This window comes from Niveibacterium sp. 24ML, from assembly GCF_026586805.1.
In the GTDB taxonomy this organism is placed as follows: Bacteria; Pseudomonadota; Gammaproteobacteria; order Burkholderiales; family Rhodocyclaceae; genus Niveibacterium.
Map to the genome: position 1 here is coordinate 12593 of NZ_JAPFHA010000028.1, position 23014 is coordinate 35606.

A 23014-nucleotide genomic window follows, 5' to 3' on the forward strand; every position below is an offset into this window, starting at 1 on the left:
GGGCAAGGGATTTGCCCGCTTAGTAATCGCCCCAGAGTGCCAGCATTGCCGCCATTGCAGCAATGCCAGCCGTCTCGGTGCGCAAAATGCGTGGCCCCAGCGCCACGGGCCGGCAGCCAGCGGCCTTGGCCGCCCCGAGTTCGCGATCGGACCAGCCCCCTTCGGGGCCGATCATCAGCGCCACCGGCTGCGTGGGCGCGCCGAGCTTGCTCAAACGCTCGCCGCCCTCCGGCGCCAGCACCCAGCGCTCGCCCGCGAAGGGCTCGGCCAGCCACTGCGGCAGCGCGCGAATCGACGCCACCGGCATCAGGCAATTGCGCCCGCTTTGCTCGCAGGCCGACACCGCCACTTGCTGCCAGTGCTCGACCCGCTTTTCAGCGCGCGCGCCATCGAGCCGCAGGACGCTGCGTTCCGCCGCAACCGGCTGCACGGCGGCGATACCCAGTTCAACCGCCTTCTGCACGATCCAGTCCATCTTGTCGCCGGTCGCCAGCGCCTGCACCAGCGTCACCTTCAGCGGCGCTTCACGATCTGTCTCGTGCAGCGCATCGATGCGCGCACGCGGGTCGCGCCCCAGTTGCAGCAGGGTCGCCTCTGCCTCATTGCCGGCGCCATCAAACAGCGTGACCTGCTCGCCCGCGCGCAGGCGCAGTACGCGGTCGGCATGGTGGGCGACTTCCGGCGGAAGCGTGAATTCATGCCCGGCAGCGGGCAGCTCGGGGCAGAAGAATCGGGCGTGCATCGTACTATTATAAGTTGGCGCCCCCCTTGGAACTGCACTGTGGTCAGCACCGCAACGCCCCTCTGCGACTTTGGCCTTCCGGCCCCCGACTTCGAGCTTCCCGGCACCGACGGAAAGCGACACTCGCTTGCAAGCTGCCGCGGCCCCAAGGGCTTGCTTGTGATGTTCATCTGCAATCACTGCCCCTACGTCAAGGCGGTGCTTGACCGCATCGTGCGCGACGCGCGCGAACTGACCGCGCTGGGCATCGGCTGCGTTGCGATCATGTCGAACGACCCGAGCGACTACCCCGAAGACAGTTGGGACAACATGCTGCGCGTCGCCAGGGAGAACGACTTTCCTTTCCCCTACCTGCTCGACGAGACACAGGCGGTTGCCAAGGCCTACGGCGCCGTCTGCACGCCGGACTTCTTCGGCTACAACGCCGCGCTCCAACTGCAGTACCGCGGCCGCCTCGACGCCTCGCGCAAGGAGGCTGCCCCGGCTGATGCGCGTCGCGATCTGTTCGAAGCGATGCAACTTGTCGCCACCAGCGGTCACGGCCCCGCTGAGCAGGTGCCCTCAATCGGCTGTTCGATCAAATGGCGGGAGGCCTGAATGCCCATGCTTGCACGCGCACGCGCACTGGAGTCGGTGGTCCGCGAAGTGGCGCGCGAAGTCACGATGCCGCGCTACCTCAAAGCCAGTCGGCAGCAGAAGGCTGACGGCACCTCTCTGACAGAAGCAGACGGCGCGACCCAGCGCGCCCTGGCCGAACGACTGCGTGACGTGATCGACGCGCCGGTTCTTGGCGAAGAGATGAGCGCGGAACAGCAGCACGAAGTGTGGGCGCACGGCGACCGCGGCATCTGGGTGATCGATCCGATCGACGGCACCACCAATTTTGCCAACGGAATCCCGATCTTCGGGCTCTCGGTCGGTTTCCTGGTAGATGGGCGGACGGAATTCGGTGTTGTGTATAACCCGATCGCCGACGAAGCGTTCTATGCCGGCCGAGGCGCCGGCGCGTGGCTGAACGGCCAGCGACTCCCCTTGCGTACGCCCCCGAAAACCCTCGCCGCCAGCGTGGGGGGCGTGGACTTCAAGCGGGTGCCGCCGTCACTGGCCGCGCATCTGGCCGTGCAGTCGCCCTGCTTTTCCTTGCGTAACTTCGGCTCCAGCGCCCTCGAGTGGTGCTTCATTGCAGCCGGCCGGCTTGATGTCTACCTGCATGGCGGACAGATGCTGTGGGATTACGCGGCCGGCCGCCTGCTGGTGGAGGAGTCTGGCGGCATGGCAAGCGACCTCGAAGGGCGGGCGCTGCAAGCCCAGCCGGAGGGCAAGCAGGCGGTGGTCGTCGCCTCAAGCCCGGCGCTGCATGCGCAATGGCTTGCGTGGTTGCGGCAGGCGGGCGGCTGAGCGGGCGCGCCGAATTACTTGGCTGCGCTCTCGGCCTCGTCGAGCTGCCGTTTGCGCGCCTCGGCCTCCTGCGCGTGGATCTGCTCGACCGCTTTTCCAACCGCCTCCACCTGCTCACGCGGCGGCGCGTCCTTCGGCACCTCCACGCCGGCTTTGCGCGCAGCGTCGCCAACCGCCGAGGACTGCGACTTCAGGTTGCTGGCGGCGAGCCAGCCAACGAGCGCCAGGACAATCAGGATCAGGATCAGCCGCATTGCGAACCCCCGCAGAGTCGTGAGGTCTGCATTCTAGCCGCCGGCTCTGCCGCTGACCGCACGCGCGGAGCTTGCGCTAACATCAGCCCACGCCCTTCAAAGGAGCAATCGTGTCTGCGAAGCACCCGATCATCGCGGTAACAGGCTCGTCCGGCGCTGGCACGACCACCGTGCAGCGCAGCTTTGAATGGATCTTCCGGCGCGAGATGATCAACGCCGCCCATGTCGCCGGCGACGCCTTCCACAAGTACGATCGCGAGGGCATGCGACGCGCCATCTCAAAGGCAGAGCGCGCGGGGGCGCCACCGCTGTCGCACTTCGGCCCGGATGGAAACCTCTTCCCCGAGCTCGAAGCCTGCTTCAGGCACTATGCCGAAAGTGGCGGCGGGCAACGCCGCTGGTATCTGCATGACGAAACCGAGGCCTCGCCCTGGAAACAGCGCCCAGGCACCTTCAGCCCCTGGGAAGCGTTGCCGCCGGACACCGACTGCCTGTTCTACGAGGGCCTGCATGGCGGCATCGTCACCGACACGATCAACCTCGCGCAGCATGTCGATCTGCTGATCGGCGTTGTCCCGATCATCAACCTCGAATGGGTGCAAAAGGTGCTGCGCGATACCAAGGTGCGCGGCTACTCGATCGACGCGGTGCAGGACACGATCCTGCGTCGCATGCCGGACTATGTTCACTACATCGTGCCGCAGTTTTCGCGCACGCATATCAATTTCCAGCGCGTACCGCTGGTCGACACTTCAAATCCATTTATCGCGCGCGACGTTCCAACACTCGATGAATCGATGGTCGTGATCCGGTTTCGCGACCCGCGCAGCGTGGATTTCCCCTACCTGCTCGCGATGCTCGATGGCGCGTGGATGAGCCGCCCGAACACCATCGTGGTGCCGGGCGGCAAGATGGATCTAGCGATCCAGCTGATCATGACCCCGCTCGTGCTGCAATTGATCGAGCGTCGCCGCGCCCTGCTCTAAAGCCTCGCACGGCCCCACCTGCTGCGGCAGAGGGCCATAAAGAAAACCGACTAACGCCCGGATTAGGTTTTCGCTCATAATTGTGGACTTTGCTGCACCGCAATGGTGCAAGAAGCGTCTGAGACGCGTCCGCCACGAAGACCGCGCCAGGCCATCCCGAACCAACAGTCAGAGTGTTCACGATGTCGACCAATCGCCCGCTTCCCGCATTCAACGCACTTACAGGCGCCATCCGTGCGCTCGCGATGGATGCCGTCCAGAAGGCCAACTCCGGCCACCCCGGCATGCCGATGGGCATGGCCGAAATCGCCGAAGTCGTGTGGCGCCGCCACCTGCGCCACAACCCGGCCAACCCGAAGTGGGCTGATCGCGATCGCTTCATCCTCAGCAATGGCCACGGCTCGATGCTGATCTACGCACTGCTGCATCTGACGGGCTACGACGTCACGATCGACGACCTGAAGAACTTCCGCCAGTTCCACTCGCGCACGCCGGGTCACCCGGAAGTGGGCTACACCGCCGGCGTCGAGACGACCACCGGCCCGCTTGGCCAGGGCATCACCAACGCCGTCGGCTTCGCGCTGGCCGAAAAGCTGCTGGCAGCTGAATTCAACCGCCCCGGCCATGCCGTGGTCGATCACTACACCTACACCTTCCTCGGCGACGGCTGCCTGATGGAAGGCGTCTCACACGAAGCCTGCTCGCTCGCCGGCACGCTGGGTCTGGGCAAGCTGATTGCGTACTACGACGACAACGGCATCTCGATCGACGGCCATGTCGAGGGCTGGTTCACCGACGACACCAAGAAGCGCTTCGAAGCCTACGGCTGGCAGGTGATCGGCCCGATCGACGGCCACGATGCCGCAGCACTGGATGCCGCCACCGTCGCCGCCAAGGCTGAAACCACCAAACCGACGCTGGTGATCTGCAAAACCATCATCGGCATGGGTTCGCCGAACAAGGCCGACAGCCACGACTCACACGGCGCCCCGCTTGGCGTGGCTGAGATCGAGGCGACCCGCAAGGCGATCGGCTGGAACCACGCGCCCTTCGAAATCCCGGCTGAGGTGTATGCCCAGTGGAGCGCCAAGGAAGCCGGCGCAGCCAGCGAGGCCGAATGGAACACCCGCTTCGCGGCCTACCAATCCGCCTTCCCCGAACTGGCTGCCGAATTTGTGCGCCGCTTGGCAGGCGAACTGCCGGCCGACTGGTCGGCCAAGCGCGACGCTGCGCTGGCAAAAATCGCCGACAAGGGCGAGACCATCGCCACCCGCAAGGCCAGCCAGAACGCAATCGAAGCCTTCGCACCTGCGCTGCCTGAATTGCTGGGTGGATCCGCGGACCTCGCCGGCTCGAACCTGACGCTGTGGTCGGGCTCGAAGAGCGTGACACGCGACGCAGGTGGTAACTACATCAACTACGGCGTGCGCGAGTTCGGCATGACGGCGATCGCCAACGGCCTCGCACTGCACGGCGGCTTCATCCCCTACACCGCGACCTTCCTGGTGTTCTCGGACTACGCGCGCAACGCAATCCGCATGGCCGCGCTGATGAAGCAACGCCAGATCATGGTGTACACACACGATTCGATCGGCCTCGGCGAAGACGGCCCGACGCACCAACCGGTCGAACACGTCGCAAGCCTGCGCATCATCCCGAACCTGGACGTCTGGCGCCCTTGCGATAGCGTCGAAACGGCGGCCGGCTGGGCCAGCGCGATCGAACGCAGCGACGGCCCGACCGTGCTCGCCCTCTCGCGCCAGAACCTGCCCTTCGTGCCACGCAGCGCACAGCAAGTCGCCGACATCCGCCGCGGCGGCTACGTGCTGTCAGACGCCGAAGGCGCCAAGGCCGTGATCATCGCCACCGGCTCTGAAGTCGCCTTGGCTCTCGCAGCACAAAAGCAACTCGCCGAAGCGGGCGTGCCGGTGCGCATCGTGTCGATGCCAAGCACCAACCTGTTCGACAAGCAGGATGCCGCCTACAAGGCCTCGGTGCTGCCGCCAGCGCTGCCGAAAGTCGCGGTCGAAGCCGGAGTCACCGCACATTGGTATCGCTACGTAGGCGGAAACGGTGCAGTTGTCGGTATCGACACCTTTGGCGAGTCCGCACCGGCCGGCGAATTGTTCAAACATTTCGGGTTCACCCCCGATTACGTCAAAAACGCAGTCGAATCACTGCTGTAAAGTAGCTTTGATTAACTCAGCGCACCTGATTGCCCCGGTCAGGTGCCGGTCGCGCAACCCGCGACAGTCGTTCAGGTGGTATTCACGTTTGCCCCCCCTTAACCAGGAGAAAAAAATGACGATCAAGGTTGGTATCAATGGTTTTGGCCGTATCGGCCGTATGGTTTTCCGCGCTGCCGTCCAGAATTTTTCCGATATCGAGATCGTCGGCATCAACGACCTGCTTGAGCCCGACTACCTCGCATACATGCTGAAGTACGACTCGGTGCACGGCCGCTTCAAAGGCGACGTCTCGGTCGAAGGCAACACCCTGATCGTCAACGGCAAGAAGATCCGCCTGACGGCCATCAAGAACCCGGCTGAACTGAAGTGGGACGAAGTCGGCGCTGACGTCGTCGTCGAATCGACCGGCCTGTTCCTGACCAAGGAAACCGGCGAAATGCACCTGGCCGCTGGCGCCAAGAAGGTCGTCATGTCGGCTCCGTCGAAAGACGACACCCCGATGTTCGTGTACGGCGTGAACCACCAGACCTACGCAGGTCAGGCGATCGTCTCGAACGCGTCCTGCACCACCAACTGCCTGGCTCCGGTTGCCAAGGTCCTGAACGACACGTTCGGTATCAAGCGCGGCCTGATGACCACGGTGCACGCTGCCACCGCCACCCAGAAGACCGTTGACGGCCCGTCGAACAAAGACTGGCGCGGCGGCCGCGGCATCCTCGAGAACATCATCCCGTCCTCGACCGGTGCAGCCAAGGCAGTCGGCGTCGTGATCCCCGAGCTGAACAAGAAACTCACCGGTATGGCCTTCCGCGTGCCGACCTCTGACGTGTCGGTGGTTGACCTGACGGTCGAACTGAACAAGGAAACCACCTACAAGGAAATCTGCGCTGCCATGAAGGCCGCGTCGGAAGGCCCGATGAAGGGTGTTCTGGGCTACACCGAAGACAAGGTTGTCGCAACCGACTTCCGCGGCGAACCCTGCACCTCGGTGTTCGATGCAGAAGCTGGTCTGGCGCTTGATGGCACCTTCGTCAAGGTTGTCTCTTGGTACGACAACGAGTGGGGCTATTCGAACAAGGTTCTGGAGATGGTTCGCGTCGTTTCCAAGTGATCGGACTGAACGCATGAACTGACACGGAGCTCCCGGTGCAAACCAAGGCCGGGACCTCCGTGTTTTTATTTGGCCTCGACCTTTCCGAACGCCCCCCCTTCGACCGGTTTGCGTTTGCGCAACGTGCAAGAGCACGATTAGCGGCAAACTGATCGTTGGTCCAGCGCCGACACTAAAGATCGGCGAGTGGCCACGGAATTTCACTCCCTTGAAATCGAGAAAATCGCCATGCAATTCAAGAAACTGTCCGACCTGGATCTAGCGGGCAAGCGCGTGTTTATTCGCGCCGACATGAATGTCCCGCAGGACGACGCCGGCAAGATCACCGACGACACCCGCATCCGTGCCTCCGTGGCCGGCATCAAGCTGGCGCTCGAAAAAGGCGCTGGTGTCATGGTGACCTCGCACCTGGGTCGCCCGACCGAAGGCGAATTCAAGCCCGACGACTCCCTCGCCCCTTGCGCCCAGCGCCTTTCCGAGCTGTTGAACCAGCCGGTTCGCCTGGTGCAGAACTGGGTCGATGGCGGTTTCGACGTCAAGCCGGGTGATGTGGTGGTGCTGGAAAACTGCCGCGTCAACAAGGGCGAAAAGAAGAACAACGAAGACCTGGCCGCCAAGATGGCCAAGCTCTGCGATGTGTATGCCAATGATGCATTCGGCACCGCGCACCGCGCCGAAGCAACGACCCACGCACTGGCGATGGCCGCGCCGATTGCCTGCGCCGGCCCGCTGATGGCCGCTGAACTTGACGCCATCGGCCGCGCACTGGGCAACCCCGCTCGTCCGCTAGTTGCGATCGTTGCCGGCTCGAAGGTTTCGACCAAACTCACGATTCTCGACAGCCTCGCCGACAAGGTTGACCAACTGATCGTCGGTGGCGGCATCGCCAACACCTTCATGGCCGCGATGGGCCTGCCGGTTGGCAAATCGCTGATGGAAGCCGATCTGGTGCCGGAAGCCAAGCGCATCATCGACAAGATGGCCGCGCGTGGCGCTGGCGTGCCGATCCCGACCGACGTCGTGGTCGCGACCGAGTTCAAGGCCGACGCGGTGGCGACAACCAAGGCCGCAGCCGACGTTGCCGAGAACGAAATGATCCTCGACATCGGCCCGCAAACCGCGGCGGTGCTTGCCGACCAGCTCAAGGCGGCCGGTACCATCGTGTGGAACGGCCCGGTGGGCGTTTTTGAATTCGAACAGTTTGCCGGTGGCACCAAAGCGATCGCTGATGCGATCGCAAGCTCGGCAGGCTTCTCGATTGCGGGTGGTGGCGACACAGTCGCTGCCATCGGCAAGTTCGGCATCACGGACAAAGTCAGCTACATCTCAACCGGTGGCGGCGCTTTCCTCGAGTTCCTCGAAGGCAAGACCCTGCCGGCAGTCGATGCGCTGATGAAGCGCGCCGAAGGCTGAACTCAAGCGCGCGGCGCCTGTCCGGGTCACGCGCTTACTCGGCATGTAGCAAAGCTGCTTACTACAATTCAGGGCACGCGGCGGGCGCCAGGATGCACCCGCTGCACCCCGAATCATCTCCCCCTGGTGACGGCATGACCGTCACGACATCCCCCCAAAAAGGAGCTCGGATGCAACGCCATACTAAAATCGTCGCCACCCTCGGACCGGCATCGTCAGACCCAGAAACGCTTGAGCGCATGATCGCTGCAGGCGTTGACGTCGTGCGCATGAACTTCTCGCACGGCACGGCCGAAGACCACATCAATCGCGGCAACATGGTCCGCGCAGCGGCTGCCAAGGTTGGTCGCAACGTCGGCATCCTCGCCGACCTGCAAGGCCCGAAGATCCGCGTCGGCAAGTTCGAGAAGAACAAGATCACGCTGGAAAACGGCGCCAAGTTCATCCTCGACGCAACCTGCACGATGGGCAACCAGGAACGCGTCGGTCTTGACTACAAAGAGCTGCCGCGCGACGTGTCGAACGGCACCATCCTGCTGCTGGACGACGGCAAGATCACCCTTGAAGTCGAGAAGGTCAAGGGCACCGAGATCCACACCAAGGTAGTTCAAGGCGGCGAACTGTCGAACAACAAGGGTATCAACCGCAAGGGTGGCGGCCTGACCGCACCGGCGCTGACCGCCAAGGACATGGAAGACATCAAGACCGCAGCCCTGATGGGTGTGGACTTCCTCGCTGTGTCCTTCCCGAAGAGCGCTGCGGACATGTACATGGCCAAGACGCTGATGCGCGCAGCCGGCGGCCACGCTCTGACGATCGCCAAGATCGAGCGTACCGAAGCGGTTGAGCTCAAGGCACTGGAAGAGATCCTGAACTCCTCCGACGGCATCATGGTTGCCCGTGGTGACCTGGCGGTTGAAGTGGGTGAAGCTGCGGTGCCGGCGCTGCAAAAGCGCATGATCCGCATCGCTCGCGAAATGAACAAGCTGACGATCACCGCGACCCAGATGATGGAATCGATGATCTCCAGCCCGGTTCCCACCCGTGCCGAAGTGTCCGACGTCGCGAACGCGGTGCTCGACGGCACCGACGCGGTCATGCTGTCTGCCGAAACCGCTGCCGGCAAGTTCCCGGTTGAAACTGTTCAGGTGATGGCGCGCGTTGCGACCGAAGCCGAGAAGTTCAACCCGATCCAGCTCGACCAGCACTTCCTCGATCGCACCTTCAGCCGTATTGACCAATCGATCGCCATGGCCGCGCTGTTCACCGCGCACCACATGGGCGCCAAGGCCATCGCAGCGCTGACGCAGTCCGGTTCGACCGCGCTGTGGATGAGCCGTCTGAACGTGGGCCTGCCGGTTTACGCGCTGACGCCGGATCCGGTCACGGTGCGCAAGTGCGCGCTGATGCGCGAGGTCTATCCGATCATGACCCCGCCGCAAGACAATATCGATCGCGAACGCCTGCTCCGCGACGCAGAAAAGATCCTGCTCAAGAACAAGGTTGTGCAACCCGGTGACATCGTTGTGTTCACCGTCGGTGATCCGGTCGGCCAGTCTGGCGGCACGAACAGCCTGAAGATCGTTCGTATCGGCGAAAACGGCTGACTCGAACCTCCCCGTACAAACCAGAGATTGGAAGAAGCCATGTCCAAGATTTTTGATTTCGTGAAGCCGGGCGTCATCACCGGCGACGACGTGCAGAAGGTCTTCGCTGTTGCGAAGGCCAACAAGTTCGCACTGCCGGCCGTCAACTGCGTTGGCACCGACTCGATCAACGCCGTGCTGGAAGCCGCCGCCAAGGCGAAGGCACCGGTCATCGTGCAGTTCTCGAACGGTGGCGCACAGTTCATCGCTGGCAAGGGCCTCAAGCTCGAAGGCCAGCAAGCCGCGATCATCGGTGCCATTTCCGGCGCCAAGCATGTCCACGCCGTCGCTGCCGCCTATGGCGTGCCGGTCATCGTGCACACCGACCACGCAGCCAAGAAGTTGCTGCCGTGGATCGACGGTCTGCTGGACGCAGGTGAAAAGCACTTCGCCGAGACCGGCAAGCCGCTGTTCTCGTCGCACATGCTCGACCTGTCGGAAGAGTCGCTCGAAGAGAACATCGAGATCTGCGAAAAGTACCTCGCACGCATGGCCAAGATGGGCATGACGCTGGAGCTCGAACTCGGCTGCACCGGCGGTGAAGAAGACGGTGTCGACAACAGCCACATGGACCAGTCCTCGCTGTACACCCAGCCGGAAGACGTCGCCTACGCCTACGAGAAGCTGATCAAGATCAGCCCGCGTTTCACCATCGCGGCTTCGTTCGGCAACGTGCACGGCGTGTACAAGCCGGGCAACGTCAAGCTGACCCCGTCGATCCTCGACAACTCGCAGAAGTACGTGTCGGAGAAGTTCGGCGTGCCGGCCAAGACCCTCGACTTCGTGTTCCACGGTGGTTCGGGTTCGACCGCGCAGGAAATCCAGGATTCGGTTTCCTACGGCGTCGTCAAGATGAACATCGACACCGACACGCAGTGGGCATGCTGGGAAGGCATCCTGAACTACTACAAGGCCAAGGAAGCCTACCTCCAGGGCCAGTTGGGCAACCCGGAAGGCCCGGACAGCCCGAACAAGAAGTACTACGACCCGCGCGTGTGGCTGCGCAAGGGCCAGGAAACCATGATTGCCCGCCTTGAGCAGGCCTTCAAGGAACTGAACGCGATCGACGTGCTGTAAGCACTAGCCGTTCAGCGAAAGGCGCCGTCCCGCAAGGGCGGCGCCTTTTTTCGTTGACGCGCTGGCGGGTGACGAATCGCTGCCGCGGCCGACTTATGGAAACTCCTGACGCCCCTTCGACGGCCAAATCAGCGAGAATGCCGGCCTCGCGATGGGCGCCTCAGAGCCTGACCCATCGATTTCGCCTGCGACAGCCCCCCGTTTCGCGGCAATTCCACCCTGAAATGGAGTAACCCAGATGCCTCTCGTCTCGATGCGCCAGCTGCTGGACCATGCTGCGGAACACGACTATGGTCTGCCCGCCTTCAACGTGAACAACCTTGAACAGGTGCAGGCGATCATGGAAGCCGCGCAAGAAACCGGTAGCCCGGTGATCATGCAGGGCTCTGCCGGCGCGCGGAAATACGCGGGGGAGGCCTACTTGCGGCACCTGATCCTGGCCGCGCTCGAAACCCATCCGGACATCCCGGTGGTAATGCACCAGGACCACGGCGCAAGCCCTGCCGTCTGCATCCAGGCAATCCGCTCCGGTTTTTCAAGCGTGATGATGGATGGCTCTCTGCTCGAAGATGCCAAGACCCCGTCGAGCTTTGACTACAACGTTGCGACGACGCGCAAGGTCGTCGAACTCGCGCACGCCGTGGGCGTATCGGTGGAGGGCGAGTTGGGCTGCCTTGGTTCGCTCGAAACTGGTCACGGCGAGGCGGAAGACGGCCATGGCGCCGAAGGCGCCCTCTCACACGATCAGTTGCTGACGGACGCCAACGAAGCCGCCGAATTCGTCCGCGCCACCGGCGTCGATGCGCTCGCGATCGCCATCGGCACCTCGCACGGCGCCTACAAGTTCACCCGCCCGCCCACCGGCGCGGTGCTACGCATCGACCGCATCAAAGAGATCCACGCCCGCATCCCGAACACGCATCTGGTGATGCACGGCTCCTCGTCGGTGCCCCAGGACTGGTTGGCGATCATCAATGAATTTGGTGGCGACATGGGCAGCACCTACGGCGTGCCGGTTGAGGAAATCGTTGAAGGCATTCGCCATGGTGTGCGCAAGGTGAACATCGACACCGATCTGCGCATGGCCTCAACCGGCGCGATCCGTCGCCACCTGGCGAAAGACGGCAAGAACTTCGACCCACGCAAGTACCTGCTTGAAGCGAAGAACGCCATGAAGGCGATCTGCAAGGCACGCTTCGAAGCATTCGGCGCAGCAGGCCAGGCGCAGAAGATCCGCGCCCTGTCGCTCGACAGCATGGCAGCCCGCTACAAGTCGGGCGAGCTGGCTCAGAAGATCGCGTAATCTCCATCGCCCTGGGGCCGGCGCAATGCCGCCCCCAGGGGCAGATGCAGCTGTCGTCATGCAGCGGTGCCAGGTATAGTCGGGGCGCGCAATCCGCGCTGCCTCCCCCCGGGCACACCATGACACCTAACGGCACCCCTCTGCACCGCGCCCGCGCGGTTTTCAAGTACGCCCTCGAGTGGGTTGAATTCTTCGGCCTTGCGGTGGTCGCCGTCGCAACCGCGCTCGCCATGTGGGAAGAAGTCGCCCTCATGTGGAACAACGGCCGCGTCACCCTCACCGATCTGCTGTTGATGTTCCTCTTCCTCGAAGTGCTGACGATGATTGCGCAGTACTTCAAGAGCGGGCAGTTGCCTGTGCGCTTTCCGCTCTACATCGGCATGGTGGCGCTCGCACGCTACCTGATCCTGGATCTGAAAGAACTCAACGAACTGCGCATGCTCGCCGTGTCGGGCGCGATCCTCCTGCTCGCAATTGGCGTGCTGGTGATCCGCTATGGCCATGTTCGCTACCCCTATAACGAGGATCGCGACACGCCGCCCAAGAAACCCTATGTGAGGGAATGACACCCGTCGCAACACGTCGCCCTGGCGCCGCGGGCCTTGCGCTCGCGCGCACACGTGCTATACGAATGGGATGCGCCACGCGCATGCCAAACAACCACCGAACTGAGGAGCTTTCCATGGCAGGCGCCAAACGTGCACTTTGTGTCGGCATCAATACCTTCAAGAACTACCCGGGCGCACAACTGAACGGCTGCCTGAACGACGTGGCGAGCATGCAGGACATGCTCATCAAGCAGTTTGGTTTTGCCGCAGAGGACATCCAGACCCTCACCGAAGCGCAGGCGACCAAGGCCAAGGTGTTCAGCACGCTGAGCAAGCTTGTCGATGCCGCCGTCGCAGGCAAGGTGAGCCATCTCGTGTTCAGTCTCTCGACCCATGGCACGCAGGTGCCGGATCTGGATGACGACGAGGCCGACAACGCCGACGAGGCCTTCTGCATGCACGACCTCGCCGAAAAAAACGGCGAGTGGGATCGCGACCGGCTGATCATCGACGATGAACTGCGCAAGCTCTTCCAGAAGGTACCCAAGACCGTGCTGATCGAGTGCTTCTTCGACACCTGCCACAGCGGCACCGGCCTCAAGGCGATCGACATGCTGCTGACGCGCAAGCCACGCTGGCTGCCGCCGCCCACGCCGATCGCGATCGACAACATGACCGGACGCAGCGCCCCGGGCCTGCAGAAGCGTCTGGACGACGCCGGCGTCGAGCACGCGATTCTCTGGGCCGGTTGCAAGGCAAACCAGACCAGCGCCGATGCGAAGATCGGCAAAGCATGGGCCGGCGCATTCACTTACTACCTCACCGCACGGGTCAAGGCCGCCAAAGGCCAGATCAAGCGCAGCGAATTGCTCAAGCTGGTGCGCGACGATCTGAAAGCAAACCGCTACACGCAGATCCCACAACTGAACGCCGAGCGCGGCCAGAAAGCAAAGGCCATCGGCGGCTGAACAGCCCCGGGGCGCCACCGCCGGCGTCCCGCCGCTTGATGGCAGGCAAGGCGCCCAGCACGCCGTTCGGGGAAGCTCGCAGCGGCCCTGCAAGCGGCCCGCACCTGGGGCTGGAACCCTTGGGCAACCCGATCAATGCCGCTGTTGTGGGTACTTCACCTCGGGCACGCCTGGATCATCGTCGGGCTTGTCTTGCTTGCGCTCGCCGCGCTGGGTTTGACGGCGCCGACACTCGCCTGGCACGCCTTTGCCGTGGGCGCAATGGGTAGCCTGATTCTCGGGATGATGACACGCACCGCCTTGGGCCACACCGGGCGCCTGCTGCAGGCAGCCCGCCTCGAACCCCTGGCTTATGCGCTGATACTGGGGGGCGCCTTGCTACGCGTGTTCGGCAGCCTGGCGCTGCCCGCGCATCCCCACGTGGTGCTCGGCCTCGCCGCGCTTCGCTGGAGCGGCGCGTTTGCGCTGTATCTGTGGAAGTACGCCCCGATGCTGGTCCGGCCAAGAATAGACGGACGCAAGGGCTGAAAAAATCGGGGGTTGGGCGAGGAGCCGAACCCTTCCCCCGTCAAAGGATTGGAGAGTCACTCTGCGCCGCTGCGGGCAAGCCTTGCCAAAGCGCTGTGCTGCGACTTGGCAAGGCCCACCCCGGGGCGGCACGCCCGTTTACTTGCCCTGTGCGTCGTGGCGCTGGCGCCAGATATGCCGAGATTGCCGATCGTCGATACTCGCGACACGCTGCTGCTCGTATCGACCAAGATGCCCATCGGCCCCGGTGCGAGCAAGCACGCGATTGCCGTGCGCCTGCTGGCCCTGCATACGGCTCGCTTCATGCAGCGTCATGCTGCCGTCGGCCACGCCGTTACGAATCCGTGTTTGCTGATTGATGTTGCGCTCAACGCTCGCCTGCATGCGCTGGCTCGATGCGGTGTTCGGGTTGCCACGCTGCGCGTCGTGCTTCTGCGTGTAGATCGAATTGCTGGCTGCATCCTGCGCCTGGTCGATGCGGGCAGCCTCTTTGCCGGTGACCAAGCCATCACGCGCGGCATGCGCCTGCATGCGCTCGACATTGCTCTGCATGTTCTCAAGACGCGCTGCCTCGCGCACATTCAGCGTGCCGCGCTCCAAACCTTGCTCGATGCGCGTTTGCTGATTGACGTTGCGGTCCCGCGCCGTCGTTTCCGCTGCCATGGCGACGGCGGGCAAGCCCATCAGGATCGCAGCCATGTTCCGAATCGTGGTGTTCATCTGTTCCTCCAGAGCCCTGGGCGAAGCCGGTTCGTCTTCGCTGGCACAGCCCGCTTCGTGCCGGCCATCGCTTGAGCTGCACTCTGCCGCAGCGGCGTGCCCGAGGCGTATCGCACGCGTGAGCCATTGCAACGGTTTGTAAGCATCGTGGTAGGTTTCGCCGCATGACTCGTCAAACCCTCCGAATCCTCGCCCTGCTGTGCACGTCCAAGCTCTTCTGCGCTGCCGCCATCGCCGCCATGCCAGACGACGTCGCCCGCGCGCTCAAGTCCGCCGCCGTGCCGGAGTCTGCCGTATCACTGTGGGCTGCACCGCTGGACGCGCCCCAGCCACGCTGGCAACACCATGCGGACACTGCGCGCAACCCGGCTTCGGTGATGAAGCTGCTGACCAGCCTGGCCGCGCTCGAAACCCTGGGACCGGCCTGGACATGGAAGACCGAGGTCTACGCCGATGGCACGATCGAAGGCGGCACCCTCAAGGGCAACTTGATCCTGCGCGGCGGCGGCGACCCCTTCCTGACATGGGATCGCTTCGGCGCCCTGCTGCGAGACATACGCGCGCGGGGCGTGACCAAGATTGAAGGCGACTTGCTGCTCGATCGCAGCCTGTTCGCGCTGCCACCGCATGACGCCGCGGCCTTCGATGGGCGTGCCGCGCGCGCTTACAACGCGGCGCCCGATGCGCTGGCAGTGAACTTCAATGCCATCACCCTGCGCATCGCGCCCACCGCCGATGGCCGCATCACGATCACCCCGACCGTGCCATTCAGCGGCCTGAGCATCGACAACAAACTGCGCGCGCTGCCCGGCGACACCTGCCCGAGCTGGCGCGACATGGCCGCGCCCGAGATTGCTGTCACCGGCGAGACGCTTGCCGTCCGGCTCCCCGGCCGCTTTCCGCTGGCGTGTGGCGAGAAGCACCTCAACCTTGCGGTGCCCGACCCTGCCATCATGGCCGGCGGGGTGTTCCGCGCGCTCTGGGCGGAACTGGGTGGCCAGTTCACCGGCCGGGTCCGCAGCGCAGCGGTGCCCGCAAACGCCACGCTGCTTACCAGCTGGGCGTCGGCACCGCTGGGTGAGGTCCTGCGCGAAACCGACAAGTACTCGAACAACCTGATGGCTCGGCAGATCTTCCTGAGCCTGGCCCTCGATGGCAGCGGCACGCCGGTCACACCCGAGCTGGCCGCCGAGCGGGCACGCGACTGGATGAGCGAGCGCGGCCTCGATCCGAAACAGTGGACCTTTGAAAACGGCTCCGGCCTCTCGCGCCAGGAGCGCAGCACCGCGTCGCAACTGGGGGCCTTGCTACGTGCGGCCTGGACAAGCCCGCGCATGCCCGAGTTTGTGGCCGCGCAGCCGATCGTGGGTATCGACGGCACGATGAAGCGGCGCCTGCCCGGCACACCGATCGCCGGCCGCGGCTACGTCAAGACAGGCACGCTCGATGGCGTGCGGGCCGCAGCGGGCTACCTGCTCGATACCCGTGGGCGCTGGATCGCCTTCGCCTGGCTGGTCAACCACGCCAATGCGGACGGGACGGACAGCGCACTTGAAGCACTGCTCCGCAGTCTTTACGAAAACGAGTAGCCGATCAGCGCGCCATGCCCGGACGCCCGCCGCTCAACTGCCCGCCCACTTGCGCTCCACCGCAAATCGCGCCAGCGCGGCGGGGCCATCCAGATCAAGTTTGCGTTTGATGTTGAGGCGATGGGTTTCAACTGTGCGCACCGAAAGATCAAGCCGCTGGGCGATCTCCTTGCTTGAGAGCCCATCCGCGATGAAGCCCAGCACTTCCTTTTCGCGTACCGACAACTGCTCCTCGGGCACGCTGGCCTGCGCCAGCGCGTCGGCAACGCCGGCCGAGTAGTAGCGCCGGCCGGCCATCACCGATTCGATCGCGGCAACGATCTCCTGCGCCGGGCAATCCTTCAGGACATAGGCGCGAGCGCCGACCCGGAACGATTCGAGCACCACCTGAGGCTGATCGTGCATCGTCAGCATCACGATGCGAACCGCGGGAAAGCGCTCGTGGCACTGCCGCGCAAGCTCGACGCCGCTAGTCCCCGGCAGGCCGATGTCCATCAGCGCAACATCGGGCGCGTGCTGCGCAATGGCCGCCAGCGCCTCGGCCGCCGAACCGGCCTCAGCAACCACGCGGAAACCTGGCACCGCCTCAAGCCGCGCACGAACGCCGTCGCGCACCAAGGGGTGATCGTCCACCAGCATGATCCGGACGTTTGAAGAAACCGGGCTGTGCATCATCGCGCTATCGCCGCAGGGCAGCGTCGGTAAATTGGGCTTCAATCGTGGTGCCCTGCGCTCCGGAACGCAAGTCGAAGCGCCCGCCCAAGGTTTCAACCCGCTCGCGCATGCTTGAGAGCCCCAGCCCGCCGCGCGGCTGGTCCTGCGCCAGCGCGGGATCAAAACCGTGGCCGTCATCGCGGATGCGCATGCGGATACCTGCACCATGCTTTTCAAGGCATATCGAAACAGAGTGGGCGCCGGCATGGCGCTCGACGTTTGCCAGGGCTTCCTGCGCCACGCGGTAAAGCGCCGTTGCGAGCACTTCAGGGAAGTCGATGCTGCGATCGGCTTCAACCAGGGCTGCGATCTGCGTGCGCGCAGAGAATTCGCCAGCCATTTGTTCCAGCGCGGGGGCGAGGCCCAGATCGTCAAGCAGGGCCGGGCGCAAACCATGCGAGATGCGGCGGATCTCGCGCAGCACTTCGTTCATTCGCGTGATGCCGCGCGCCAGCGATTCAGCGGCCGGCCCCAGATCGTCGTGCCGGAGCGCCTCCAGCCGCACCTGTACCGATTCGAACATGTACTTCACCGAGACCAGCCATTGGCTGACGCCGTCGTGCAGCTCGCGGGCCACCCTCGCACGTTCGGTCTCCTGCGAGCGCACCACCTGCTGCGCCAGCGCCCGCATCCGCGCTTCGGCATCGCGCTGATCAGACAGGTTGAGCGCCAAACCGCCCATCGCAACCAGCATTGCCGCCACCACTGCGATCGCCGCGATCAGGCCCAGCGTTGCATTGATGGCGTGGGAGGCCTCACGATCGATCCGCGCCCGCGCCTCGGCAAGGTCGTCCAGATAGATCCCGGTACCGATCATCCAGCCCCATTTGGGTTCCAGTGCAACAAAACCCAGTTTGCGTTCGAGCTTGCCGGTGGATGGGCGTTGCCACATGAACTCAACGAAGCCACCGCCTGATCTGGCCTGCGCGATCAGGCGCTGAATCGTCGGCGTACCCTGTGGATCACGCAGATTCCACAAATCCTGCCCCACCAATTCTGGCTGGCGTGGGTGCATGAGGTTACGGCCGCCCAGGTCGTAGACGAAGAAGTAGCCGTCACGGCCATAGTCAAGCTTTGCCAGCGTGGCCAAGGCTTCGGCACGTGCCGCCCCATCGTCGCCTTGACGATGCAGGCGCTCGACAGCGCCTAGCGCAAGCTGCACGTAGTGCTGCAACTCCGCTTTGCGGGCGGCGATCAGGACGGGTTCGACCGCAGCGAGCTCCGCCTCAGCCAGCGCACGCGACTCGATACGCACCACCGCCGCCACCGCTGCGATGGCGAGCAACAGCGGCGCAACCGCGAGGATCAGGACTTTCAGGCGAAGCTGCATCTGACGCGTCAACACCGCTGGAGCACGAGCTCACAACGGTACGCACAGCGCGCCAGCAAATCAATTGTTCAGGCCAGGCAACTCAGGGCCCGCCTGCGTGACCCGCGGCGTGTGCTTGCGACGCCCATTTGCGGATGCACTGTGCAAAGTTTGGCAGCGCCGCAACGCGGGTCAAGAAGGCCCACGATGCTATCGGGATAGAATCCGGGCTTCCCTGATCCAATATGAGTACCCCCCATGAAAGCCAAACTTGGTGCAATCGCGCTGGCCGTGGCCAGCGCATTCGTCGGCAGCGCACACGCAGGAACGACCTTCGGTTCGCCTTACCAGGAATATGTCAATGGTGTTTGGGTTGGGCAGGTGGACGGTGCGCTGTGGTCCGACCCCGCAACGCCTTTTGACCTCACCTCAACCACCTTCTGGATCGAATGGTTCGGGTCGCCCCTGGCCGACAATCCATTGACCAGCGTTGACGAGACCGACGCGCCCTACACGATCTACGCCTTTCGGAACGGACTCCGAGTCAAGTCGATTGACACTCGCGACATCAAATACGGGGAAATCAGAACAGCGACACTCAACTGGACCAACCTCGACCTTGTCACTTGGAGTTCAGCGTACTCGCATGAACTGTCAACGCTTTACGTGCTGGATGTGACCGGCGCAGGCATCACCCCTGCCGTGCCCGAACCCGAAACCTACGCAATGATGCTTGCGGGTCTGGGCATCACCGCGATGGCCGCCCGCCGCCGTCGCAAGCAAGCCTGACGCCGGAAACAGCGGCATGAAGAGGCGCCTTAGGGCGCCTCTTTTGCTTCTGGGCCTGCGGCGCCCATGATCCACAGCGAACGCAGCGCCGCGCCTGCGCCGGGTTCGGCTGGCGTGCGCACAAGGTCGAACGCCATCCGATTCGCGCAATCACCGCCAGCTCAGTTCGAATCTTGTGCGGGTAATTCCTTACGTAGTACCACGGAGCGATTCTCGGTAGTCCCGCGGATGTGCGATCAAATCCGCTTATCGATACTTCACGCAACGTCGCAGTTCTAGCGCAGACGTCGTCCGATATCGATAACCCATGCGGCCGCTGACCCGGCCAGCGTTGGAGGAGACCATGAAACGCTTGCTTCCACATCTTGGCTGGGCGGCCCTCGCCTTGCTGGGCGCCACTGCCCTCGCCGTTGTTGCGCTCAGTCGCGGCGAATCCATCAATGCCCTCTGGGTCGTCGTCGCCGCGATCTCGGTGTACTTGATCGGCTACCGCTACTACGGCCTGTTCATCGCCCACAAGGTCTTGCAGGTTGACGGCACCCGCATGACACCCGCCTGGCGGCACAACGACGGTCTGGACTACGTACCGACCAACAAGTACGTGCTCTACGGCCACCACTTCGCGGCGATTGCCGGCGCTGGCCCGCTGGTGGGCCCGGTGCTCGCAGCGCAGATGGGCTACCTGCCGGGCATGCTGTGGATTCTCGCCGGCGTGATCTTCGCGGGCGCGGTGCAGGACTTCATGGTGCTGTTCATCTCCACGCGCCGCGACGGCCGTTCGCTCGGCGACCTGATCAAGTCCGAACTCGGGCCGATCCCCGGCGTGGTGGCGCTGTTCGGCACCTTCATGATCATGGTGATCATCCTCGCGGTGCTCGCGCTGATCGTGGTGAAGGCCCTGACCGACTCGCCCTGGGGCACCTTCACGGTGGCCGCAACGATCCCGATCGCGATCTTCATGGGCATCTATCTGCGCTTCATCCGCCCGGGCCGGATCGGTGAGATATCGATCATCGGCTTCGTGCTGCTGATGGCGGCAATTGTCTTTGGCGGCGATGTGGCGGCCAGCCCCACCTGGGGGCCGATGTTCAACTTCGACGGCAAAGCCCTCACCTGGATGCTGATCGGCTACGGCTTCGTCGCCTCGGTGCTGCCGGTGTGGCTGCTGCTGGCGCCGCGCGACTATCTTTCGACCTTCCTTAAGATCGGCACGATCATGGGGTTGGCGGTCGGCATTGCCTTCGTCGCCCCAACGCTGAAGATGCCGGCGCTGACGCAGTTCGTCGATGGCACCGGGCCGGTCTGGGCGGGGCCGCTGTTCCCCTTCCTCTTCATCACCATCGCCTGCGGCGCGGTGTCCGGCTTCCATGCGCTGATCTCGTCGGGCACGACGCCCAAGCTGCTCGAAAATGAGACGCACGCCCCCTTCATTGGATACGGCGGCATGCTGATGGAATCCTTCGTCGCGATCATGGCGCTGGTGGCCGCCGCCTGCGTTGAACCGGGCGTGTACTTCGCCATGAACAGCCCGGCCGCGGTGCTGGGCAAGACAGCCGAAACCGCCGCCGTGGCGATCTCGCAGTGGGGTTTCGTGGTTACGCCTGAAATGCTGACCCAGGTGGCAAAAGATGTGGGCGAGAACACCATCATCTCGCGCGCTGGCGGCGCACCGACGCTTGCTGTCGGTATGGCGCAGATTCTCTCTGGCGCAATCGGCGGCCAGGCGATGATGGCCTTCTGGTACCACTTCGCGATCCTCTTCGAGGCGCTCTTCATCCTCACCGCGGTTGATGCCGGCACCCGCGCCGGACGCTTCATGCTGCAAGACCTGATGGGCACCTTCGTGCCGTCGATGAAGCGCACCGAGTCGCTGCTTGCGAACCTGCTGGCCACTGGCCTGTGTGTCAGCGCTTGGGGTTACTTCCTGTACCAGGGCGTGGTCGATCCGCTCGGCGGCATCAACACCTTGTGGCCGCTGTTCGGTGTGGCGAACCAGATGCTCGCTGCGGTGGCACTGATCCTGGCGACGGTGGTGCTGGTGAAGATGAAGCGCGAGCGTTACGTCTGGGTCACCGTGGTCCCCACAGTCTGGCTGCTGGCCTGCACACTCACCGCCGGCTGGCTGAAGATCTTCAGCGAGAACCCGAAAGTGGGCTTCCTCGCCCACGCGGCCAAGTTCAGCAACGCGGCGGATCGCGGTGAAGTGCTGGCGCCGGCCAAGAGCATCGACCAGATGCAACGCGTGATCTTCAACGACTATCTGGACGCCGGGCTGTGCGCGCTGTTCATCTTCGTGCTGCTGACCGTGCTGGTCTACGGCACGCGCGCCGCACTGCGGGCCTACCGCGTCAGCCACCCCACAGCGCAGGAAACGGCCTACCAGCCGCTGCCGGCCAGCGCCGCCTGAGCGAACCGGGCAAACGATGTTCCGCGACCTCGCTCGCATGGGTCAGACCCTCCGTCAGGCAGCCCGCCTGATGGTGGGTCAGCCCGATTACGACACCTACGTTCAGCACATGCGTCTGACGCATCCTGAGCAGACGCCGATGAGCTACGAGGAATTCTTCCGCGAACGTCAGGACGCCCGCTTTGGCGCGAAAAGCAACGGCAAGTGTTGCTGATCCGCTGAACACCCCCCGAGTGCTCGGGGGCCTGCACCGGCTGCGATGCAAGCCCACGCGCACTCCGTGAAGGACCCCGCCATGACCACCCAGCCCATCCCCGTCACCCTGCTCACCGGCTTCCTCGGTGCCGGCAAGACCACCTTGCTCAACCGCCTGCTTGCGGCGCCACACGGGCAGCGCATTGCCGTGGTGGAGAACGAGTTCGGCGCCGAGAGCATCGATGGCGACCTGGTCGGCCCCGGAGCGACCACCGTGGTGGAGCTTTCCAACGGCTGCATCTGCTGCAGCGTGCAGGGCGAACTCGCCGCTGCGCTGCTGGATCTGGCAACGCGGCGCGAATCCGGCCTGATCGCATTCGACCAGCTGATCATCGAAACCACCGGCCTCGCCGACCCCGGCCCGGTGATCCAGAACTTCTTCTGGGACGAGGCGCTGCGCGAGGTCTACGCGCTGGATGGCGTGATTACCCTCGTTGATGCCTGCCACGCCCTCACGCAGCTTGATCGCGAGCGCGTCGCGAGTGCGCAGGTGGCTTACGCCGATCGCTTGCTGCTGACCAAGCACGATTGCGCCGATGCGGCGGCGCACGAGGCCCTGCTGCCGCGGCTGCGCGCCATCAACGCCCGCGCGCCCTTGCTAGAGGCGAACTCGGCCGACGAGGACTGGCGCGATCTGCTGAACATCGGCGGCTTCTCGCTCGACGAACGCGGCCTGCCGCCACGCAAGCCGGCACCTCGTTTCGTGCACAGCGCCGCCAGTACGGAGGGGATTCAGGCGCCGCGTCACGACGCTGCGATCGGCTCGGTGGTGCTCGAGGCCGACGGCGCGCTTGACCTGGATGCGGTATCCGACTTTGTCGAATCGCTGATCGAAGCGCATGCCAACGACCTGCTGCGCTACAAGGGCATCCTGTCGATCGCAGGTGAAGCGCGGCGACTGATCTTCCAGGGGGTGCATCGCATTGCAGGGTTCAACTTCGGCCGCGAGTGGGCGCGGGACGAAACGCGCGACAACCGCATCGTGCTGATCGGGCGCAACTTACCCTTCGCGGCGCTTCAGGATCGCTTCGCGGCGCTGGCCGCCGAAACCGCCAGCGCCTGACCACG

Annotated in this window: 22 protein-coding genes; 17 read left to right on the forward strand and 5 right to left on the reverse strand. The window is 64.1% G+C overall.

The features are described from left to right. Window positions 1–19: 19 nt before the first annotated feature. The gene (locus tag OPU71_RS18815; protein WP_267729607.1) at window positions 20–742 is read right to left on the reverse strand and encodes a 16S rRNA (uracil(1498)-N(3))-methyltransferase; all 723 of its coding nucleotides are present in this window, start codon (window positions 740–742) and stop codon (window positions 20–22) included. Here OPU71_RS18815 and OPU71_RS18820 point away from each other — a divergent pair. Continuing rightward, the gene (locus OPU71_RS18820) at window positions 698–1339 is read left to right on the forward strand and encodes a thioredoxin family protein (RefSeq protein ID WP_267729608.1); all 642 of its coding nucleotides are present in this window, start codon (window positions 698–700) and stop codon (window positions 1337–1339) included. The genes OPU71_RS18815 and OPU71_RS18820 overlap by 45 nt on opposite strands. Next, window positions 1340–2140, forward strand: a complete 801-nt coding sequence (locus OPU71_RS18825; RefSeq protein WP_267729609.1) for an inositol monophosphatase family protein — start codon at window positions 1340–1342, stop codon at window positions 2138–2140. 14 nt (window positions 2141–2154) lie between these two features. On the opposite strand, the gene OPU71_RS18830 is transcribed toward OPU71_RS18825, so the two are convergent. After that, window positions 2155–2394, reverse strand: a complete 240-nt coding sequence (locus tag OPU71_RS18830) for a hypothetical protein (RefSeq protein ID WP_267729610.1) — start codon at window positions 2392–2394, stop codon at window positions 2155–2157. A 110-nt stretch (window positions 2395–2504) separates the two neighbouring features. Between OPU71_RS18830 and OPU71_RS18835 the strand changes: the two genes are divergently transcribed. The 10 genes from OPU71_RS18835 to OPU71_RS18880 all read left to right on the forward strand — a co-directional run bounded on the left by OPU71_RS18835 (window position 2505) and on the right by OPU71_RS18880 (window position 14163). Beyond that, entirely contained in the window at window positions 2505–3380 is an 876-nt protein-coding gene (locus tag OPU71_RS18835; protein WP_267729611.1) for a phosphoribulokinase, read from the forward strand. A 182-nt stretch (window positions 3381–3562) separates the two neighbouring features. Next, the gene (tkt, locus tag OPU71_RS18840) at window positions 3563–5566 is read left to right on the forward strand and encodes a transketolase (RefSeq protein WP_267729612.1); all 2004 of its coding nucleotides are present in this window, start codon (window positions 3563–3565) and stop codon (window positions 5564–5566) included. Between the two features lie 115 nt (window positions 5567–5681). Further along, complete coding sequence (gene gap, locus OPU71_RS18845) at window positions 5682–6680, forward strand: type I glyceraldehyde-3-phosphate dehydrogenase (protein ID WP_267729613.1); 999 nt, start codon at window positions 5682–5684, stop codon at window positions 6678–6680. A 228-nt stretch (window positions 6681–6908) separates the two neighbouring features. Continuing rightward, window positions 6909–8093 carry a phosphoglycerate kinase gene (locus OPU71_RS18850; RefSeq protein WP_267729614.1) on the forward strand — a complete coding sequence of 395 codons (1185 nt, stop codon included), beginning with the start codon at window positions 6909–6911 and terminating at the stop codon, window positions 8091–8093. A 170-nt stretch (window positions 8094–8263) separates the two neighbouring features. After that, window positions 8264–9700, forward strand: coding sequence for a pyruvate kinase (pyk, locus tag OPU71_RS18855; protein ID WP_267729615.1), 1437 nt, complete (start codon window positions 8264–8266; stop codon window positions 9698–9700). Window positions 9701–9739: 39 nt separating this feature from the next. Next, window positions 9740–10816 (forward strand): class II fructose-bisphosphate aldolase, encoded by a 1077-nt coding sequence (gene fbaA, locus OPU71_RS18860; RefSeq protein WP_267729616.1) that lies wholly within the window; start codon window positions 9740–9742, stop codon window positions 10814–10816. Window positions 10817–11054: 238 nt separating this feature from the next. After that, on the forward strand, window positions 11055–12119 hold the full coding sequence (gene fba / locus OPU71_RS18865; protein ID WP_267729617.1) for a class II fructose-bisphosphate aldolase: 1065 nt from the start codon (window positions 11055–11057) through the stop codon (window positions 12117–12119). 119 nt (window positions 12120–12238) lie between these two features. Further along, window positions 12239–12685 carry a phosphate-starvation-inducible protein PsiE gene (locus OPU71_RS18870; protein ID WP_267729618.1) on the forward strand — a complete coding sequence of 149 codons (447 nt, stop codon included), beginning with the start codon at window positions 12239–12241 and terminating at the stop codon, window positions 12683–12685. A 116-nt stretch (window positions 12686–12801) separates the two neighbouring features. After that, window positions 12802–13635 carry a caspase family protein gene (locus OPU71_RS18875; protein WP_267729619.1) on the forward strand — a complete coding sequence of 278 codons (834 nt, stop codon included), beginning with the start codon at window positions 12802–12804 and terminating at the stop codon, window positions 13633–13635. Between the two features lie 87 nt (window positions 13636–13722). Further along, on the forward strand, window positions 13723–14163 hold the full coding sequence (locus tag OPU71_RS18880; protein WP_267729644.1) for an NnrS family protein: 441 nt from the start codon (window positions 13723–13725) through the stop codon (window positions 14161–14163). Between the two features lie 138 nt (window positions 14164–14301). Here the strand turns inward: OPU71_RS18880 and OPU71_RS18885 are convergent, their stop codons facing one another. After that, window positions 14302–14883 carry a hypothetical protein gene (locus OPU71_RS18885; protein ID WP_267729620.1) on the reverse strand — a complete coding sequence of 194 codons (582 nt, stop codon included), beginning with the start codon at window positions 14881–14883 and terminating at the stop codon, window positions 14302–14304. 164 nt (window positions 14884–15047) lie between these two features. Here OPU71_RS18885 and dacB point away from each other — a divergent pair, with 164 nt between their 5' ends. Beyond that, window positions 15048–16472, forward strand: a complete 1425-nt coding sequence (gene dacB, locus OPU71_RS18890) for a D-alanyl-D-alanine carboxypeptidase/D-alanyl-D-alanine-endopeptidase (protein WP_267729621.1) — start codon at window positions 15048–15050, stop codon at window positions 16470–16472. Window positions 16473–16505: 33 nt separating this feature from the next. Here the strand turns inward: dacB and OPU71_RS18895 are convergent, their stop codons facing one another. Together OPU71_RS18895 and OPU71_RS18900 are read right to left on the reverse strand one after the other, a co-directional pair. Further along, window positions 16506–17147, reverse strand: a complete 642-nt coding sequence (locus OPU71_RS18895) for a response regulator (RefSeq protein ID WP_267729622.1) — start codon at window positions 17145–17147, stop codon at window positions 16506–16508. A gap of 4 nt (window positions 17148–17151) precedes the next feature. Beyond that, on the reverse strand, window positions 17152–18516 hold the full coding sequence (locus OPU71_RS18900; protein WP_267729623.1) for a cache domain-containing protein: 1365 nt from the start codon (window positions 18514–18516) through the stop codon (window positions 17152–17154). 237 nt (window positions 18517–18753) lie between these two features. Between OPU71_RS18900 and OPU71_RS18905 the strand changes: the two genes are divergently transcribed. From OPU71_RS18905 to OPU71_RS18920, 4 genes are all read left to right on the forward strand, one after another. Next, window positions 18754–19284 (forward strand): PEP-CTERM sorting domain-containing protein, encoded by a 531-nt coding sequence (locus OPU71_RS18905; RefSeq protein ID WP_267729624.1) that lies wholly within the window; start codon window positions 18754–18756, stop codon window positions 19282–19284. Between the two features lie 343 nt (window positions 19285–19627). Next, complete coding sequence (locus tag OPU71_RS18910; protein WP_267729625.1) at window positions 19628–21691, forward strand: carbon starvation CstA family protein; 2064 nt, start codon at window positions 19628–19630, stop codon at window positions 21689–21691. A gap of 16 nt (window positions 21692–21707) precedes the next feature. Continuing rightward, window positions 21708–21905, forward strand: coding sequence for a YbdD/YjiX family protein (locus OPU71_RS18915; RefSeq protein WP_267729626.1), 198 nt, complete (start codon window positions 21708–21710; stop codon window positions 21903–21905). 81 nt (window positions 21906–21986) lie between these two features. Then, window positions 21987–23009 carry a CobW family GTP-binding protein gene (locus OPU71_RS18920; RefSeq protein WP_267729627.1) on the forward strand — a complete coding sequence of 341 codons (1023 nt, stop codon included), beginning with the start codon at window positions 21987–21989 and terminating at the stop codon, window positions 23007–23009. Window positions 23010–23014 lie beyond the last annotated feature (5 nt).